The organism is Halopseudomonas sp. (assembly GCF_038130085.1).
Taxonomy (GTDB): Bacteria; Pseudomonadota; Gammaproteobacteria; order Pseudomonadales; family Pseudomonadaceae; genus Halopseudomonas.
This window is the reverse complement of the sequence record NZ_JAYPMU010000001.1, coordinates 129,095-145,026: the sequence shown is the minus strand read 5'-3', so window position 1 is coordinate 145,026 and position 15,932 is coordinate 129,095. Positions and strand designations below refer to the sequence as shown.

Genomic DNA, 15,932 nt, shown 5'->3' with positions numbered 1-15,932 from the left:
GTTCAGCGGCTGATGGTTACTAGCATGCCAAGGCTTTGGTGGTCCAGATAATGAACCTCGCCCGGGCGCAAGGCGCGGGTTTGATGCAGAAACTCTGAGATTAGCGGCGTTTCGGACTGCAGTTGCAGCTCTGCTGCCGAACGATTACGCCAGAACGCGACTTTCAGTTCAGTCAGGTTCTCCTGCCGCAGGTTGACCAATCCCTGAATGGGATAGATGCCATTGTCGGCATTGCCGCGATGCAGGGCGACGATCAGATCATTGTCCAGCGGCTGAGTCCAAGCCTGATGCAGATATATCTGATAACCGCTTTGCTCCAGCTTGCGAGCCTGGTTGCTCAGCCGGTAGCGCGTCTGATCGATGGTGCGTACGTCGGTGCGTGCGGTCCCTTCGAGGTCAACTGCCTCGGCAGCCCAGTCCAGGTCCGGAGGCGTGCCCTGAACCAGTGGCGCAGATGGCTGCCCGAAGAACACCACCTCAACCAGATAGTCTTCAGCGTTGGCAGACAGCGAAACGCAGGCTAGGGTGGACAGCAGGGCGACGGAGAGCAGTTTGCTCAACAGTTTCATGGGCGTTTTCCTTTGCCTTTAGGGGTGTCTTTCGGGGTTTCGGTGAGGCGTTCAAATAAGGCTTCAACCGTATTCAGGCGCAGCTCGGCGTTGCCCATGGGCGAATTGAAGCGAAATACCGTTGCGCCTTCAAGTCGATAGCGTTGCGGGCTGTCCTGAATCATGCGCACCAGCACCATCGGGTCGATCCGCGTGTCAGCGGCAAACTCGATCCGGCCGTGCTCCGCGCCAACGTCGACCTTGGTTATACCCAGTGGCTCGCAGCGCAGTTTAAGTGTGGTAATGCGGAACAGGGTTTTGACCGGCTCGGGCAACAGACCGAAACGGTCGATCATCTCAACCTGCAGATCCTTCAGCGCTTCTTCGTCCGCTGCGTTGGCGATGCGTTTGTAGAGGATCAGGCGGGCGTGGACGTCCGGCAGGTACTCTTCGGGAATCAGTGCGGGCAGGCGCAGATTGATATCGGTTCCGCCGCCAAGAGGCTGCTCCAGTTCCGGTTGCTTGCCCTGCTTGATCGCCTTGACGGCGCGTTCCAGCATTTCCATGTAGAGGGTAAAGCCGACTGCCTGAATCTGGCCGCTCTGGCCTTCGCCCAGCAACTCGCCTGCGCCGCGAATTTCCAGATCGTGGGTGGCCAAGGTAAAGCCTGCACCAAGGTCTTGGGCGCCGGCAATGGCCTCCAGGCGTTTCTCGGCGTCGCTGGTGATCTTGCGACCTTCCGGGGTTAGCAGGTAGGCATAGGCCTGATGGTGGCTGCGGCCGACGCGTCCGCGCAGCTGATGCAGCTGTGCCAGGCCAAACTTGTCGGCGCGCTCGATGATGATGGTGTTGGCGCTGGGGACGTCGATGCCGGTCTCGATGATCGTACTGGTGACCAGAATGTTGAAGCGGCGGTGATAGAAATCGCGCATCACCTGCTCCAGCGCGCGCTCGGGCATCTGGCCGTGACTGATGCCGATGCGGGCTTCTGGTACCAGTTCGGCCAGATCGGCTGCGCACTTCTCGATTGTCTCGACATCGTTGTGCAGGTAATAGACCTGACCGCCACGCAGCAGCTCACGCAGGATTGCCTCTTTGACCACGGGTTTTTGCTGCACCATGACAAAGGTTTTAACCGACAGCCGTCGCGCCGGCGGCGTGGCAATGATTGATAGGTCACGCATGCCGGAGAATGACATGTTCAGGGTGCGTGGAATCGGCGTGGCGGTCAGGGTCAGCACGTCGACTTCGCTACGCAGCGCCTTCAGCGCTTCCTTCTGGCGCACACCGAAGCGGTGCTCTTCGTCGATGATGACCAGGCCGAGATCCTGGAACTGGACGTCGCCCTGCAGCAGCTTGTGGGTGCCGATCATGATGTCGACCTTGCCTTCGGCCAGCTCGGCAGCGGCGGCTTTGACTTCCTTGGCGGACTTGAAGCGCGACATCACTTCAACCCGCACCGGCCAGTTGGCAAAGCGGTCCTTGAAGCTGTTGTAGTGCTGCTGGGCGAGCAGGGTGGTCGGCACCAGTACCGCAACCTGCTTGCCGCTGTGCACCGCGAGGAAGGCCGCGCGCATGGCAACCTCGGTCTTGCCGAAGCCGACATCGCCGCAGACCAGGCGATCCATCGGTTGCGGGCTGGTCATGTCCTTGAATACGGCTTCGATGGCGGCCAGCTGGTCGGCGGTTTCCTCGAACGGGAAGTCGTCGGCAAAGCTTTGGTAGTCCTGCTCGGGGTCGGCAAAGCTGAAGCCCTGGCGCGCGGCGCGGCGGGCATACACATCGAGCAGCTCGGCGGCAACGTCGCGAACCTTCTCGGCGGCCTTGCGGCGGGCTTTCTGCCACTGATCGGAGCCAAGACGGTGCAGGGGGGCGCTGTCGTCGTCGCTGCCGGAGTAACGGGCGATCAGGTGCAGGTTGGCCACCGGCACGTACAGGGTCGCCTCATCGGCGTATTCGAGTACCAGAAACTCGGCCTGCTGGTCTTCAACCGTCAGGTTGGTCAGGCCACGGTAGCGGCCGACGCCGTGATCGATGTGAACCACCGGTGCACCTTCGCGCAGCTCGGTCAGGTTGCGGATCACCGCGTCGCCGAGATCGGTCGCTTTGCCGCGGCGGCGGCGCTGCATCACGCGCTGGCCGAACAGTTGGCTTTCGGCGATCAGGGCCACACCTGCGCTGTTGATCAGCATGCCCTGGTCGAGTGGTGCGATGGTGATGGCAACGGGGCTGCTGGCAGCGCTGAATGCCGGCCAGCTGTCGATCTCGTCAGGTTTGATCTGAATGCGGGCCAGCAGTTCGGTCAGTGCTTCGCGGCGGCCGGCGGTCTCGGCGACGAACAGGGTGCGCCCCGGATGTTGCTGCAGAAAGCGCTGAAGAGCCGCCAGCGGGTTTTCCAGCTTGTTGTCGATCGCCAGTTCGGGCGGCAGCGGGCAGTCAAATACACTGGCCTGCGATTCGTCCGGGCGATCCTGATGACAAACGACGCGCGGATGCTGCTTCAGCAGTGCAAAGGCTTCTTCAACCGGCAGAAACAGCTCGCCCGGTGGCAGCAGTGGTCGGGTCGGATCGACACCTTGTTCGGTATGTCGGGTGCGGACGTCCTGCCAGAAATGTTCGGCGTTCTGTTCGATGCCGGGCAGGGTGAATAGCCGGGTGTTGTCTGGCAGATAGTCGAACAGACTGCCCAGTTCGTCGAAGAACAGCGGCAGGTAGTATTCAATGCCGGGTGGAATCAGGCCTTCGCTCAGATCCATATACAGAGGGCAGCGCCGGTGATCGACCTCGAACCGCTCGCGAAAGCGGGCGCGGAATCCGGTCAGGGCCGACTTGTCGAGCGGGAACTCCTTGGCTGGTAGCAGGTGAATGCGATCCACCTTGTCGATTGAGCGCTGGGTTTCCGGGTCGAAGGTGCGCAGTGTCTCGATTTCGTCGTCCAGCAGGTCGATCCGGTAGGGCAGGGTGCTGCCCATCGGGAACAGGTCGAGCAGTGCTCCGCGCACCGCGTAATCCCCGTGCTCGTAGACGGTGTCGACACAGCGGTAGCCAGCGGCGTCGAGGTTGATGCGCATCTGGTCGATGTCCAGTTGCTGGCCGATCTCGAGCAGTAATACCGAACCGCCCAGAAACTCGCGCGGTGGTAAGCGATGTAGCACCGTGGTCATCGGCACGACAAGAATGCCCTGGCCGAGACGCGGCAGCTGGAACAGGGTTTTCAGGCGCTGGGAGATGATGTCCTGGTGCGGCGAGAAGCGGTCGTACGGCAGGGTTTCCCAGTCGGGGAAGCTGATGACTGGCAACTGCGGGGCAAAAAAGTGCAGCTCCTGTTCCAGGCTGTCGGCTGAGGCGGTATCTGGTGTGATCACCAGGCTCAGCCCGTCGTGTTGCTGCGCGCCCTCGGCGATGGCCAGGGCGCGGGCGGCGCCCTGCAGGCCGGTCCAGTACAGGCGGTTACCGGTGGCGGCCGTCAATGGAGGGGATAGCAGCGGCTTGGGTGCGGGCATGCGATGGCTCTTGAGGTCGGTTCGGATTCGCGCTGGCCGGTGGCCGGCTGACAAAGGCAGGCAGTTTAACGCGCTCGTTGCGTTTGTGCCCGTGCCGGCTGGATTTTGTCCGGAAGATTGCCTATGGCGCGCGCTGAAAGCATAATATGCGCCCTTTGGTTATCAAGACTTGGAAGGTAAAGCCGTGACTCAAGCCCAATTTGAGCAGTGTCTGGAAAACTGGACGGACCGTGAAGCCACCGCTGAGGCGATGATTCCGCTGATTGGCCGTCTGTACCGTGAGCATAACGTTGTCACGTCCATTTATGGTCGTGGCCTGGTTAACCGCTCGGTTATCAGTCTGCTGAAATCTCACCGTTTCGCTCGTCAGATCGACGACAACGAGCTGTCAGTTCACGATACCTTCCCGGTTCTCAAAGAGCTGCTGGACCTGAACCTGGGCCCGGCTTCCATCGATTTGGCCCGTCTGGTCAATAAGTTCCGTGCATCCGGCAGTGATGACCTGAACGCCTTCCTGCGCGTCGAGCTGGCCAGTGTTATCGGCAAGGCCGGTGAGGATCGTCAGGGTCGTGACGTTGTGCTGTATGGCTTCGGTCGTATCGGTCGCCTGCTGGCGCGTATTCTGATCGAGAAAGCTGGTGCTGGTGATGGTCTGCGCCTGCGTGCCATTGTGGTTCGTAAGGGTGCTGCCAACGACCTGTCCAAGCGTGCCAGTCTGCTGCGTCGTGACTCGGTTCATGGTTCCTTCCAAGGCACCATCACCATCGACGAAGAAAACAACACCATCACTGCTAACGGCAACCTGATCCAGGTTATCTACGCGAGTGACCCGACTAGCATCGATTACACCGCCTACGGCATCGAAGACGCTATCGTCGTCGACAACACCGGTGTATGGCGCGACGAGGCTGGTCTGTCCCAGCACCTGCAGTGCAAGGGCGCCTCTCAGGTTGTTTTGACCGCTCCGGGTAAAGGCGACCTGAAGAACATCGTTCACGGTATCAATCATGCGGCGATTACCCCGGAGGACAAAATTGTCTCCGCGGCATCCTGCACTACCAACGCTATCGTGCCGGTGCTGAAGGCGATCAACGACAAGTTCGGTATCGTCAATGGCCACGTTGAGACTGTTCACTCGTACACCAACGACCAGAACCTGATTGACAACTTCCACAAGGGCAACCGTCGTGGTCGCAGCGCTGCGCTGAACATGGTTATCACCGAGACGGGTGCTGCCAAGGCTGTTGCGAAGGCGCTGCCGGAGCTGGCTGGCAAGCTGAGCGGTAACGCTATCCGGGTTCCGACGCCGAACGTCTCCATGGCGATTCTGAATCTGAATCTGGAAAAGTCGACCGATCGCGACGAGGTCAACGACTACCTGCGCCACATGGCGCTGCACTCCGAGCTGCACAAGCAAATTGATTTCACCAACTCGCAGGAAGTGGTTTCCACTGACTTCGTAGGTTCGCGTCACGCTGGTGTTGTTGATGCTGAAGCGACTATCTGTAACGACAACCGTGTCATTCTGTACGTTTGGTATGACAACGAGTTTGGTTACAGCTGCCAGGTTGTTCGCATTCTGGAAGATATGGCTCACGTGAATTCGCCGGCGTTCCCGGCCTGATTCATCGGGTAGTCAACAAAAAAGGCGCTTTGGCGCCTTTTTTGTTTCCGCTTTTTGTTCGGTCAGCGCAGCAGGGCGCTACGCAGGTCGTCGGATAGTCCGTCCTGTCCCAGCCATATGCCTAGATAGATTTCAGCTAGCCCAGGGGTCTTACTGCGAAAGCTAAGCTGGTCGTTGTAGTGCAGTTGCAGTTCACCTTCTGCTGTGCGCGTGAGGCTGTAGGTGTCTCCTTCGCTGACGTCGGTGAAGTGGCTGTGAAGCTGGTCGATATCAGCTTGCAGTGGTGCCAGTTGGGATGCGGGGTGCTGGCGTTCGAGGATAACACCGGCGGCTTTGATCATATCTTCGCGGTCAATCGAGCGGTGATATTGCAATGACAGGCGAACTGGCTGTTGGGTGTCGAGTACGTCGGTCAGATTGCTGTCGCTCTGGGCGTACAGGGTGGCGGTGTAAATATCCATGAACAGATATCGAACCAGGTGCTGGTTGCGAGTGGTTAAGCTCGCATCGATGGTTGCCGCTGCGGTTGTTGAGGTGAGCAGCAGCAGGGCGGTCAGGAGGGTGCTTGGTAGTGACATGCGAGTCTCCCTGATTGGTTGTTTTGTGCTCAGTTTATGCCGTTGTGGTTGCTTGTGGTGTAAGGCTGTTTCTGTTCGCCGGATACAGTGTTTCCGGGTGTTTCAGGATCGCTCTGAAATACGCGTGAGTGTTATCGATTTCATTAATGGCGGCGATTAAAAAACCGAAAAATCCAAGGGCTCGGTAGCATTGAGTAGTCATGCTCTTTATACTTGGCGGGATTTTTTATGGGGGTTTGAGGCTGCCCCGGTTGCTGCCCGCAAGCGCGGTCAAGGCCGGAGCAACAGCGTATCTAAGCTTGTTTTGGCAGCCCGCCCGTGAAGATTTCAAACAGTGATTAGGCTATTCGTATGATAAAAATCAAACGGGGCTTGGATCTGCCAATCACCGGGTCTCCCGAACAGCGCATTGAAGACGCTCGTGCGGTGCGTAGTGTTGCCGTTGTTGGCTTCGACTACCACGGTATGAAGCCGACCATGGAAGTGCGCGAGGGAGATCGGGTCAAACTTGGACAGGTTCTGTTCAGCGACAAGAAAACTCCGGGCGTTGTATTTACTGCGCCTGCCGCTGGTGTCGTCAGCGCAATCAATCGTGGTGAAAAGCGTGTTCTGCAGTCGGTCGTCATCGACGTCGACGGCGATGACGCCATCACCTTTCCTGCCCATGACGCCAAAGCCCTTGAGGGTCTGGCGCCGCAACAGATTCGTGAGCAACTGATCAGCTCCGGTCTGTGGACTGCGCTGCGTACCCGTCCGTTCAGCAAGACCCCGGCCGTTGATGCTGAGCCCAGTTCGATTTTTGTTACCGCGATGGATTCCAATCCGCTGGCAGCCGATCCGGCCGTCATCGTTAAGGAACATGCCGCTGACTTCGAAAACGGCCTGAAGGTACTGGCGCGTCTGGCTAAAGTATGGCTGTGCAAGGCCGACGGCGTGAGCCTGCCGGGCGAAGGCGTAAGTGGTGTCAGTACTGAAAGCTTTGCTGGCCCGCATCCTGCTGGCCTGCCGGGCACTCATATTCACCACCTGGATCCGGTCAGTGAAAGCAAGAGCGTATGGCAGATCAACTATCAGGACGTGATCGCATTCGGTGTGCTGTTCACTCAGGGTCGTATCTGGACTGATCGTTACGTTGCTCTGGCTGGCCCGCAGGTTGAGAAGCCGCGTCTGCTGAAAACCCGTCTGGGTGCAAACCTGGATGAGCTGACTGCAGGTGAGCTGAAAGCGGGTACTAACCGTGTGATTACCGGTTCCGTCTTTGGCGGCCGTGTTGCCCGTGGTCCGGTTGCCTATCTGGGACGCTTCCACTCGCAGGTATCGGTCCTGAAGGAAGGCACCGAGCGTCAGATGATGCACTACCTGCGCGCCGGTGCGAACAAGCACTCGGTTCTGAATATCTTCATTTCCAAGCTGGCGCCGTCGCGCCTGTTCAATTTTGACACCAGCACCAACGGCAGCCCGCGCGCCATGGTTCCGGTGGGCAATTACGAACTGGTCATGCCGCTGGACATCCTGCCGACCCAACTGCTGCGTTATCTGGTGGTGGGCGATACCGATATGGCTCAGAAGCTGGGTGCATTGGAACTGGATGAAGAAGATCTGGCGCTGTGCAGCTACGTCTGCGCTGGCAAGTACGAGTACGGTCCGATTCTTCGGGATAACCTGACTCGCATCGAGAAGGAGGGCTGATATGGGCCTGCGTTCATTCCTCGACAAGATCGAGCACAACTTCGAGAAGGGCGGAAAGCACGAAAAGTGGTACGCCCTCTACGAAGCAATTGATACCTTCTTCTACCGCCCGGGCAGTGTCACCAAGACCACTGCTCACGTGCGTGACGGTCTCGACCTCAAGCGCATGATGATTACCGTATGGCTGTGTACCTTCCCGGTGATTTTTTACGGGATGTACAACATCGGTTTCCAGGCCAACACGATCTATGCCGGCAACCCTGATCTGCTGGCTGCTCAGGATAACTGGCGCCTGGCGTTGATCGCCATGTTTGCCGGTTTTGATCCGGCAAGTCTGTGGGACAACCTGATCCACGGGGCAGCCTACTTCCTCCCGGTTTATGCCGTGACCTTCCTGGTCGGCGGCTTCTGGGAAGTGGTATTCGCGTCCATCCGTAAGCATGAAGTGAACGAAGGCTTCTTCGTTACCTCCATTCTGTTTGCCCTGATCGTGCCGCCGAGCATTCCGCTGTGGCAGGTCGCTCTGGGTATCAGCTTTGGTGTTGTGATCGGTAAGGAAGTGTTCGGTGGTACCGGTAAGAACTTCCTGAACCCGGCTCTGACCGGCCGTGCGTTCCTGTTCTTTGCCTATCCGGCGCAGATGTCCGGTGACGCGGTCTGGACTGCAGTCGACGGCTTCGCTGGTGCTACTGCACTGAGCATGGCAGCCTCCGGCGGCGTTGAGCAGATTGTCGGCAGCGGTCTGACCTGGCTGAACGCGTTCTACGGCAACATGCAGGGCTCCATGGGTGAAGTCTCCACGCTGGCTATCTTCATCGGCGGCGCGGTTCTGCTGATGACCAAGATCGCCAACTGGCGCATTGTTGCCGGTGTGATGCTCGGCATGGTTGCAACCAGCCTGCTGTTCAATGTCATTGGCTCCGACACTAACCCGATGTTCGCGGTGCCGTGGTACTGGCACATGGTGATCGGCGGTTTCGCCTTCGGCATGATCTTCATGGCGACTGACCCGGTGTCCGCCTCCATGACTAATACCGGCAAGTGGTTCTTCGGTGCCCTGATCGGTCTGATGGTCATCCTGATTCGTGTCGTCAACCCGGCGTTCCCCGAGGGCATGATGCTGGCGATTCTGTTCGCCAACCTGTTTGCCCCGCTCATTGACCACTTCGTGGTTCAGGCCAACATTAAACGGAGGCTTGCACGTAATGTCCGCTAAGAAAGAATCCGTTGCCCGCACGCTCACGGTAGCGCTGCTGGTCTGTCTGGTCTGCTCTGTCGTTGTTTCTGCCGCTGCCGTAGCGCTAAAGCCGGTGCAAACGACCAATAAGCTGCAGGACAAACAGCGCAATATTCTGCAGATTGCCGGTCTTTTTGATCCGAGTGTCAGCGTTCAGGAGCAGTTCCAGGAGATCACTCCGCGCTTGGTTGATCTGCGCACTGGCGAGTTCAGTGATGCCCTTGACGCGCTGACCTTTGATCAGCAGAAGGCCTCTAAGGATCCGGCTATGTCCCAGCAGCTGGATGGCGAGCAGGACATCGCAAGCATTCGTCGCCGTGCCGACTACTCCACCGTTTATGTTGTGGAAAACCCTGATGGCAGCATCAAGACCCTGATTCTGCCGATCCACGGCTATGGCCTCTGGTCCACCCTCTATGGCTTCATGGCGCTGGAAAGCGATCTGAAGACCGTCGTGGGTCTGGGCTTCTACCAGCACGCCGAAACCCCCGGTCTCGGTGGTGAGGTGGATAACCCGAACTGGAAGGCCCAATGGACTGGCAAGGTTGTCTTTGATGAGTCCGGCGAGCCTGCGATCAGCGTAGTCAAAGGCTCGGTTGATCCGAGTAACCCGAATGCCGAACACCAGGTGGACGGTCTGGCTGGCGCCACATTGACCAGCCGGGGCGTAGAAAACCTGGTGCGTTTCTGGCTGGGTGAAGACGGCTTTGGTCCGTTCCTCGAACATCTTCGTGCAGGGGAGGCATAATCATGGCTAAGGCCACTGCAAAACAGGTTCTGTTCGAGCCTATTTTCAGCAACAACCCGATTGCCCTGCAGATCCTCGGGATCTGCTCGGCACTGGCGGTTACCACCAGCCTGAGCGTGACCCTGGTCATGTGTATCGCGCTGACCTCGGTAACGGCGCTGTCGAACTTCTTCATTTCGATCGTGCGTAACCAGATCCCCAGTTCGATCCGTATGATCGTGCAGATGGTGATTATCGCGTCGCTGGTGATCGTGGTAGATCAGGTGCTCAAGGCTTATGCCTACAGCATCAGCAAGCAGCTTTCGGTCTTCGTCGGTCTGATCATCACCAACTGTATCGTGATGGGTCGCGCCGAAGCCTTCGCGATGCAGAACCCGCCGCACATGAGCTTCCTGGACGGTGTTGGTAATGGTCTGGGTTACAGCTTCATCCTGATCTGTGTTGCGGTCATCCGTGAGCTGTTGGGTGCCGGCAAACTGTTCGGTATCGAAATTCTGCCGCTGGTCAGTGCCGGTGGCTGGTATCAGCCCAACGGTCTGCTGCTGTTGCCGCCGTCTGCGTTCTTCATCATTGGTCTGATCATTTGGGCACTGCGCTCGTGGAAGAAAGATCAGGTGGAAGCTGCAGAGTTCAAGATGGCTCCGCAGACGCGCGCCATGAAGGAGGCCATGTAAGCCATGATTGAACATTACATCAGCCTGCTGGTGCGGGCGATCTTCGTCGAAAACATGGCGCTGGCCTTCTTCCTGGGGATGTGTACTTTCATCGCTATCTCCAAGAAGGTTCAGACCGCTCTGGGTCTGGGTATTGCGGTGGTTGTGGTACTGACCATCACGGTTCCGGCCAACAACCTGATCTACACCTATCTGCTCAAGGATGGCGCGCTGGCCTGGGCTGGCATGCCGAACGTTGATCTGAGCTTCCTTGGTCTGCTGAGCTACATCGGTGTGATCGCGGCAATCGTGCAGATCCTCGAGATGCTGCTCGACAAGTTCGTGCCTGCGCTCTACAACGCTCTGGGTGTGTTCCTGCCGCTGATTACCGTTAACTGCGCAATCATGGGTGCGTCCCTGTTCATGGTTGAGCGCGATTACGCATTCGGAGAGAGCGTGGTCTATGGTGCTGGTGCCGGTATCGGCTGGGCGCTGGCCATTGTTGCGCTGGCGGGTATCCGTGAGAAGCTCAAGTACAGCGATGTACCGGACGGGCTCCGTGGTCTGGGCATCACCTTCATTACTGTTGGTCTGATGTCGCTGGGCTTCATGTCCTTCTCCGGCGTGCAACTGTAAGAGGAGCTGTAACTGATGAACATGGAAATTTATCTGGGCGTCGGGATGTTTACCGCGATCGTGTTGTCGCTGGTTGCCATCATTCTGATTGCCCGTTCCAAGCTGGTCAGCAGCGGCGACGTCACCATCGAGATCAATGGTGAGCGTACGGTTACCGTTGCTGCCGGTTCGAAGCTGTTGAACACGCTGTCTGCCAACGGCATCTTCCTGTCTTCCGCTTGCGGCGGCGGCGGTACTTGCGCTCAGTGCAAGTGCATCGTTGAAAGCGGCGGTGGCGAGATGCTGCCGACCGAGGAGTCGCACTTCACCAAGCGCGAAGCCAAAGAAGGCTGGCGTCTGTCCTGCCAGACTCCGGTCAAGCAGGATATGAAGATTGAGGTTCCGGAAGAAGTCTTCGGTGTGAAGAAGTGGGAGTGCACCGTTGAGTCCAACCCGAACGTAGCGACCTTCATCAAGGAGCTGACGCTGAAGCTGCCGGAAGGCGAGAACGTCGACTTCCGCGCTGGCGGCTATGTGCAGCTGGAATGCCCGCCGCACGAAGTTCACTATAAAGATTTCGACATTCAGCCGGAATTCCGCGGTGACTGGGACAAGTTCAACCTGTGGAAGTATGTCTCCAAGGTAGATGAAACCACCATCCGTGCTTACTCCATGGCTAACTACCCGGAAGAGAAGGGGCTGGTGAAGTTCAACATCCGTGTGGCGTCGCCGCCGCCCGGTCGTGATGATCTGCCGCCGGGTAAGATGTCCTCCTGGGTGTTCTCGCTCAAGCCGGGTGACAAGGTTACCGTTTACGGTCCGTTTGGTGAGTTTTTTGCCAAGGACACCGATGCCGAAATGGTCTTCATCGGCGGTGGTGCCGGTATGGCGCCGATGCGCTCGCACATTTTCGATCAGCTCAAGCGTCTGAACTCCAAGCGCAAGATGAGCTTCTGGTACGGTGCTCGTTCACTGCGTGAAGCCTTCTATGTTGAAGAGTACGATCAGCTGGCGGCCGAGAACGACAACTTCAAGTGGCATCTGGCACTGTCCGATCCGCTGCCGGAAGATAACTGGGAAGGCCCGACCGGTTTCATCCACAACGTGTTGTTCGAGAACTATCTGAAGGACCATCCGGCTCCCGAGGACTGCGAGTTCTACATGTGTGGACCGCCGATGATGAACGCATCCGTGATCAAGATGCTGCAGGACCTTGGCGTCGAGCCTGAGAACATCCTGCTAGACGACTTCGGCGGCTAGTACATGCGTCTGAGCGTTATCCGGCCCGTTATTGCTGTTGCCCTGGCAACAGCCCTAACGGGCTGTTTCAATTCTGTAGACCCGGTTTCGGAAATCTATGGCGCGACCATGGGCAGCACCTACTCGATCAAGTGGGTGCCTGTAGAAGATGGGCCTGATGCCGAGACGCTGCAGGCAGATATCGACGACATGCTTGCCCGTTTTGACCAGGAGGTCTCTACCTGGCGCTCCGACTCCGATTTGGCCCGTTTCAACGCGGCGCCTGCAGGAGCCTGCATGGAAATGCCGGCGTCTGCTCTCGATCTGGTCAAATTGTCGAAAGAGCTTAGTCATGACAGCGGCGGTGCATTCGACATCACCATTGGCCCTCTACTGAAACTGTGGGGCTTCCATGGTGATCCGCAGCTGCAGACCGTTCCTGATGCGGATCAGCTTGCGCAAACCATGCAGACGGTCGGTCAGCAGCACCTGCACGTTCGTGGTTCTCAGCTGTGCAAGGATGTCGCGCTGACAGTTGAACTGAGCAGCGTAGGGGCCGGCTATATGGTTGACCGGGTTTCTGAACGTCTTGAGCACTATGGCATCAAAAACTACATGGTTGAGATGACCGGAGAGCTGAAAGCGGTTGGCCGCAAGCCAGGCGATAGGCCTTGGCGGATCGCCATTGAGGAGCCCCGTGATGATAACCGCGTAGCGCAGATGATTCTGTCGCTTGATGGAGAGGGCGTTTCTACCTCGGGTGACTACCGCAATTACTTCGAGCTTGAAGGTCAGCGTTTTTCGCATACGTTTGATGCGCGTACCGGGCGACCTGTGATGCACAAGCTGGCTGCTGTTACGGTGCTTGACCCCTCTGCTGCGCGGGCTGATGGCTTGTCAACATTGCTCATGATCATGGGCGAAGAGGCGGGATGGGATTATGCTGTAGCCCATAACATCGCCGCGTTCTTTGTGGTTCGCGATGGAGAGACCTTTCAATCCAGGGTAACTCCTCACTTTGATGCCCTTACCCAGGGCAAGGAGTAAAACATGGTTTGGTTATTGGCCTTTGTGCTCATGCTGCTGTGTGTGGCGGGCATGGCCGTTGGTGTGATGATGGGCCGCAAGCCGATTGCGGGCTCGTGTGGTGGTATCGGCGCTGTCGGCGTCGACAAGGCCTGTGGTATCTGTGGTGGTGATACCACCAAATGTGAGGAAGCCAGTGCCAATGCCGGTGTCCCGCAACGCCCCCTGAATACGGATCTCGGCCGCGACGCGACCAAGGTCGACTAGTGATCCACCAGCGGCACGTGGCACCCTCTTTTTCCGTGATACAAGGATCAGACTGAATGGCCGTATATAACTACGACGTGGTGGTGTTGGGCTCCGGCCCTGCAGGTGAAGGCGCGGCGATGAACGCCGCCAAGCACGGCCGCAAGGTGGCCGTGGTTGAGGAGCGCAGGGAAGTGGGCGGCAACTGCACTCATCTGGGAACCATTCCCTCCAAAGCGTTGCGTTACTCGGTCAAGCAGATCATTCAGTTCAACACCAATCCGATGTTCCGTCAGATTGGTGAGCCACGCTGGTTCTCCTTTCCAGATGTGCTGCGCAGCGCAGAAAAGGTGATGAACAAACAGGTTGCTTCGCGAACCAGTTATTACGCGCGCAATCGGGTCGATGTGTTTTTTGGCAAGGGCAGCTTTGCTAACGAGCACACTATCGACGTCGTTGATGGCTCCGGCGCGGTCGAAAAGTTGATTGCCAAGGAGGTGATCATTGCCACCGGTTCGCGTCCGTATCGCCCCGCAGATGTCAACTTTGGTCACCCGCGAATCTATGACAGCGATACCATCCTTAAACTTAACCATACGCCGCGTACGCTGATTATCTATGGCGCCGGCGTAATCGGTTGCGAGTACGCGTCGATTTTCTGCGGTCTGGGTGTGAAGGTCGATCTGATTGATACACGCGACCGGCTGCTCAGCTTCCTCGATGATGAGATCTCCGATGCGCTGAGTTATCACCTGCGTAATAGCAGCGTGCTGATCAGGCACAATGAGGAATACGAGAAAATCGAGGGGTTGGATAACCGTGGCGTGGTGCTGCAGCTCAAATCTGGCAAGCGGCTGAAGGCTGATGCTTTGCTCTGGTGTAACGGGCGTACCGGTAATACCGATGGGCTAGGGCTGGAGAATGTCGGTTTGCACCCGAATGGGCGCGGCCAGCTTGAGGTGGACGAGAACTACCGCACGACTGTGCCGAATGTTTATGCCGTTGGTGACGTGATCGGTTGGCCGAGTCTGGCGAGCGCCGCGTTTGACCAGGGGCGTTCTGCTGCCGGCAATATCGTCAGTAACGATGGCTGGCGGTTTGTTGATGACGTGCCGACGGGTATCTACACCATTCCCGAGATCAGCTCATTGGGTAAAACCGAGCGGGAGCTGACCGATGCATGCGTGCCCTACGAGATTGGGCAGGCGTTCTTCAAGAGTATCGCGCGCGCCCAGATCAGTGGTGAGCCAGTGGGTCTGCTGAAAATCCTGTTCCATCGCGAAACGCTGGAAGTGCTCGGCATTCACTGTTTTGGTGATCAGGCGGCCGAGATTGTCCACATTGGTCAGGCGATCATGAACCAGCAGGATGGCGCCAACACCATCAACTACTTCGTAAATACCACGTTCAACTATCCAACGATGGCAGAGGCTTACCGCGTAGCCGCTCTCGATGGTCTCAACCGGTTGTTCTGACTAATCAGGGGCGCGTTATCCGCGCCCCTGATCCAGTACTGTCATTGCCAGCTTCGGCGCGTCAGTAATGAGGCTGTCAACGCCCATCTCCGCAAGCTTGCGCATCAATGCTGGGTCATTTACCGTCCACACCGAGACGTGTAAACCTGCGGCTTGTGCCTCGCGCAGTCGGTTTTCGTTGCAGAGTTTCCAGTTAAGAATCAGGTACTCGCAGCCGTAGCGCCGAGCGCTTTTTACCGGATCAAGCAGGCCGTATTCTTCCACCAAGCCGGTTGGCAGCAGAAAGTTACTACGCTTGGCAAAGCGCAGCAGTGTGCGACTGGAGGAAGTTACGACGGCCTTGTCCTGCAGCTTGTATTGCTCGGTAAGGCTGGCGATTGCATCCAGTACAATGCGCGACTGGCGCTCTGAGCCGCTTTTCACCTCCAGCTGGTAGTGCTGGATCTCCGGGCATTGCTGCAGGAGCTGCTCCAGGGTTGGAATGGGGCAGGGGGTGGGCCAGCCGGGAAGGCCGAGGCGTGCGTCGATGCGCGATAGCTCTGCCGCGGTGTGCTGGGCTACCTTGCCGCGCAGGCCGGTGGTCCGCTTCAGGGTCGGGTCGTGTATCACCATCAACTGCTGGTCTGCAGACAGGTGCAGGTCAAGTTCAACGCGCGTGACGCCCGCATCAAGTGCTTTGCGAAAACTGGGCAGGGTATTTTCTGGTGCTTCTGCTCGAGCACCACGATGTCCGTAAATCAGGGTCATTTCA

At 57.9% G+C, this 15,932-nt stretch carries 14 protein-coding genes; 10 read left to right on the top strand and 4 right to left on the bottom strand.

The genetic code is table 11. The annotated features are described in order from the left end of the window. Nucleotides 1-2: 2 nt before the first annotated feature. Nucleotides 3-569 (bottom strand): CsiV family protein, encoded by a 567-nt coding sequence (locus AAFM31_RS00685; RefSeq protein WP_341705969.1) that lies wholly within the window; start codon nt 567-569, stop codon nt 3-5. Further along, a complete protein-coding gene (mfd, locus tag AAFM31_RS00680) occupies nt 566-4,051 on the bottom strand; it encodes a transcription-repair coupling factor (RefSeq protein WP_341705968.1) in 3,486 nt (1,161 codons plus the stop codon). Before mfd ends, AAFM31_RS00685 begins: the two co-directional genes overlap by 4 nt. A 184-nt stretch (nt 4,052-4,235) precedes the next feature. On the opposite strand from mfd, the gene AAFM31_RS00675 reads away from it, so the two are divergent. Continuing rightward, nucleotides 4,236-5,675, top strand: coding sequence for a glyceraldehyde-3-phosphate dehydrogenase (locus AAFM31_RS00675; RefSeq protein ID WP_341705967.1), 1,440 nt, complete (start codon nt 4,236-4,238; stop codon nt 5,673-5,675). A 62-nt stretch (nt 5,676-5,737) separates the two neighbouring features. Here the strand turns inward: AAFM31_RS00675 and AAFM31_RS00670 are convergent, their stop codons facing one another. Beyond that, the gene (locus tag AAFM31_RS00670) at nt 5,738-6,253 is read right to left on the bottom strand and encodes a chalcone isomerase family protein (RefSeq protein WP_341705966.1); all 516 of its coding nucleotides are present in this window, start codon (nt 6,251-6,253) and stop codon (nt 5,738-5,740) included. 351 nt (nt 6,254-6,604) lie between these two features. Here AAFM31_RS00670 and AAFM31_RS00665 point away from each other — a divergent pair, with 351 nt between their 5' ends. Genes AAFM31_RS00665 through sthA form a run of 9 tightly spaced genes read left to right on the top strand, consistent with a single transcriptional unit; the run spans nt 6,605 to nt 15,181 of the window. Further along, nucleotides 6,605-7,942 (top strand): Na(+)-translocating NADH-quinone reductase subunit A, encoded by a 1,338-nt coding sequence (locus AAFM31_RS00665; RefSeq protein WP_341705965.1) that lies wholly within the window; start codon nt 6,605-6,607, stop codon nt 7,940-7,942. A 1-nt stretch (nt 7,943) separates the two neighbouring features. Beyond that, nucleotides 7,944-9,158, top strand: a complete 1,215-nt coding sequence (locus tag AAFM31_RS00660; RefSeq protein WP_341705964.1) for an NADH:ubiquinone reductase (Na(+)-transporting) subunit B — start codon at nt 7,944-7,946, stop codon at nt 9,156-9,158. Further along, nucleotides 9,148-9,927, top strand: coding sequence for a Na(+)-translocating NADH-quinone reductase subunit C (locus AAFM31_RS00655; RefSeq protein WP_341705963.1), 780 nt, complete (start codon nt 9,148-9,150; stop codon nt 9,925-9,927). Before AAFM31_RS00660 ends, AAFM31_RS00655 begins: the two co-directional genes overlap by 11 nt. A 2-nt stretch (nt 9,928-9,929) precedes the next feature. Beyond that, nucleotides 9,930-10,601 (top strand): NADH:ubiquinone reductase (Na(+)-transporting) subunit D, encoded by a 672-nt coding sequence (locus AAFM31_RS00650; protein ID WP_371832991.1) that lies wholly within the window; start codon nt 9,930-9,932, stop codon nt 10,599-10,601. A gap of 6 nt (nt 10,602-10,607) precedes the next feature. Then, nucleotides 10,608-11,216 carry an NADH:ubiquinone reductase (Na(+)-transporting) subunit E gene (gene nqrE, locus AAFM31_RS00645; protein ID WP_083726043.1) on the top strand — a complete coding sequence of 203 codons (609 nt, stop codon included), beginning with the start codon at nt 10,608-10,610 and terminating at the stop codon, nt 11,214-11,216. A gap of 15 nt (nt 11,217-11,231) precedes the next feature. Continuing rightward, nucleotides 11,232-12,455, top strand: coding sequence for an NADH:ubiquinone reductase (Na(+)-transporting) subunit F (gene nqrF / locus AAFM31_RS00640; RefSeq protein WP_371832990.1), 1,224 nt, complete (start codon nt 11,232-11,234; stop codon nt 12,453-12,455). Nucleotides 12,456-12,458: 3 nt separating this feature from the next. Next, nucleotides 12,459-13,481, top strand: coding sequence for an FAD:protein FMN transferase (locus tag AAFM31_RS00635; RefSeq protein ID WP_341705962.1), 1,023 nt, complete (start codon nt 12,459-12,461; stop codon nt 13,479-13,481). 3 nt (nt 13,482-13,484) lie between these two features. Next, on the top strand, nt 13,485-13,727 hold the full coding sequence (nqrM, locus tag AAFM31_RS00630) for a (Na+)-NQR maturation NqrM (protein ID WP_341705961.1): 243 nt from the start codon (nt 13,485-13,487) through the stop codon (nt 13,725-13,727). 56 nt (nt 13,728-13,783) lie between these two features. Beyond that, nucleotides 13,784-15,181 carry a Si-specific NAD(P)(+) transhydrogenase gene (gene sthA, locus AAFM31_RS00625; protein ID WP_341705960.1) on the top strand — a complete coding sequence of 466 codons (1,398 nt, stop codon included), beginning with the start codon at nt 13,784-13,786 and terminating at the stop codon, nt 15,179-15,181. A 15-nt stretch (nt 15,182-15,196) separates the two neighbouring features. Here sthA and AAFM31_RS00620 read toward each other — a convergent pair whose 3' ends face one another. Continuing rightward, entirely contained in the window at nt 15,197-15,928 is a 732-nt protein-coding gene (locus AAFM31_RS00620) for a glycerophosphodiester phosphodiesterase (RefSeq protein WP_341705959.1), read from the bottom strand. Nucleotides 15,929-15,932 lie beyond the last annotated feature (4 nt).

Excerpts from the sequence above, each read along its gene's own strand:
- AAFM31_RS00670 (WP_341705966.1), bottom strand. The coding sequence starts at position 6,253 with ATGTCACTACCAAGCACCCTCCTGACCGCCCTGCTGCTGCTCACCTCA.
- AAFM31_RS00665 (WP_341705965.1), top strand. The coding sequence starts at position 6,605 with ATGATAAAAATCAAACGGGGCTTGGATCTGCCAATCACCGGGTCTCCC.
- AAFM31_RS00635 (WP_341705962.1), top strand. The coding sequence starts at position 12,459 with ATGCGTCTGAGCGTTATCCGGCCCGTTATTGCTGTTGCCCTGGCAACA.
- AAFM31_RS00685 (WP_341705969.1), bottom strand. The coding sequence starts at position 569 with ATGAAACTGTTGAGCAAACTGCTCTCCGTCGCCCTGCTGTCCACCCTA.
- AAFM31_RS00655 (WP_341705963.1), top strand. The coding sequence starts at position 9,148 with ATGTCCGCTAAGAAAGAATCCGTTGCCCGCACGCTCACGGTAGCGCTG.
- sthA (WP_341705960.1), top strand. The coding sequence starts at position 13,784 with ATGGCCGTATATAACTACGACGTGGTGGTGTTGGGCTCCGGCCCTGCA.
- nqrF (WP_371832990.1), top strand. The coding sequence starts at position 11,232 with ATGAACATGGAAATTTATCTGGGCGTCGGGATGTTTACCGCGATCGTG.
- mfd (WP_341705968.1), bottom strand. The coding sequence starts at position 4,051 with ATGCCCGCACCCAAGCCGCTGCTATCCCCTCCATTGACGGCCGCCACC.
- AAFM31_RS00650 (WP_371832991.1), top strand. The coding sequence starts at position 9,930 with ATGGCTAAGGCCACTGCAAAACAGGTTCTGTTCGAGCCTATTTTCAGC.
- AAFM31_RS00660 (WP_341705964.1), top strand. The coding sequence starts at position 7,944 with ATGGGCCTGCGTTCATTCCTCGACAAGATCGAGCACAACTTCGAGAAG.
- nqrM (WP_341705961.1), top strand. The coding sequence starts at position 13,485 with ATGGTTTGGTTATTGGCCTTTGTGCTCATGCTGCTGTGTGTGGCGGGC.
- AAFM31_RS00620 (WP_341705959.1), bottom strand. The coding sequence starts at position 15,928 with ATGACCCTGATTTACGGACATCGTGGTGCTCGAGCAGAAGCACCAGAA.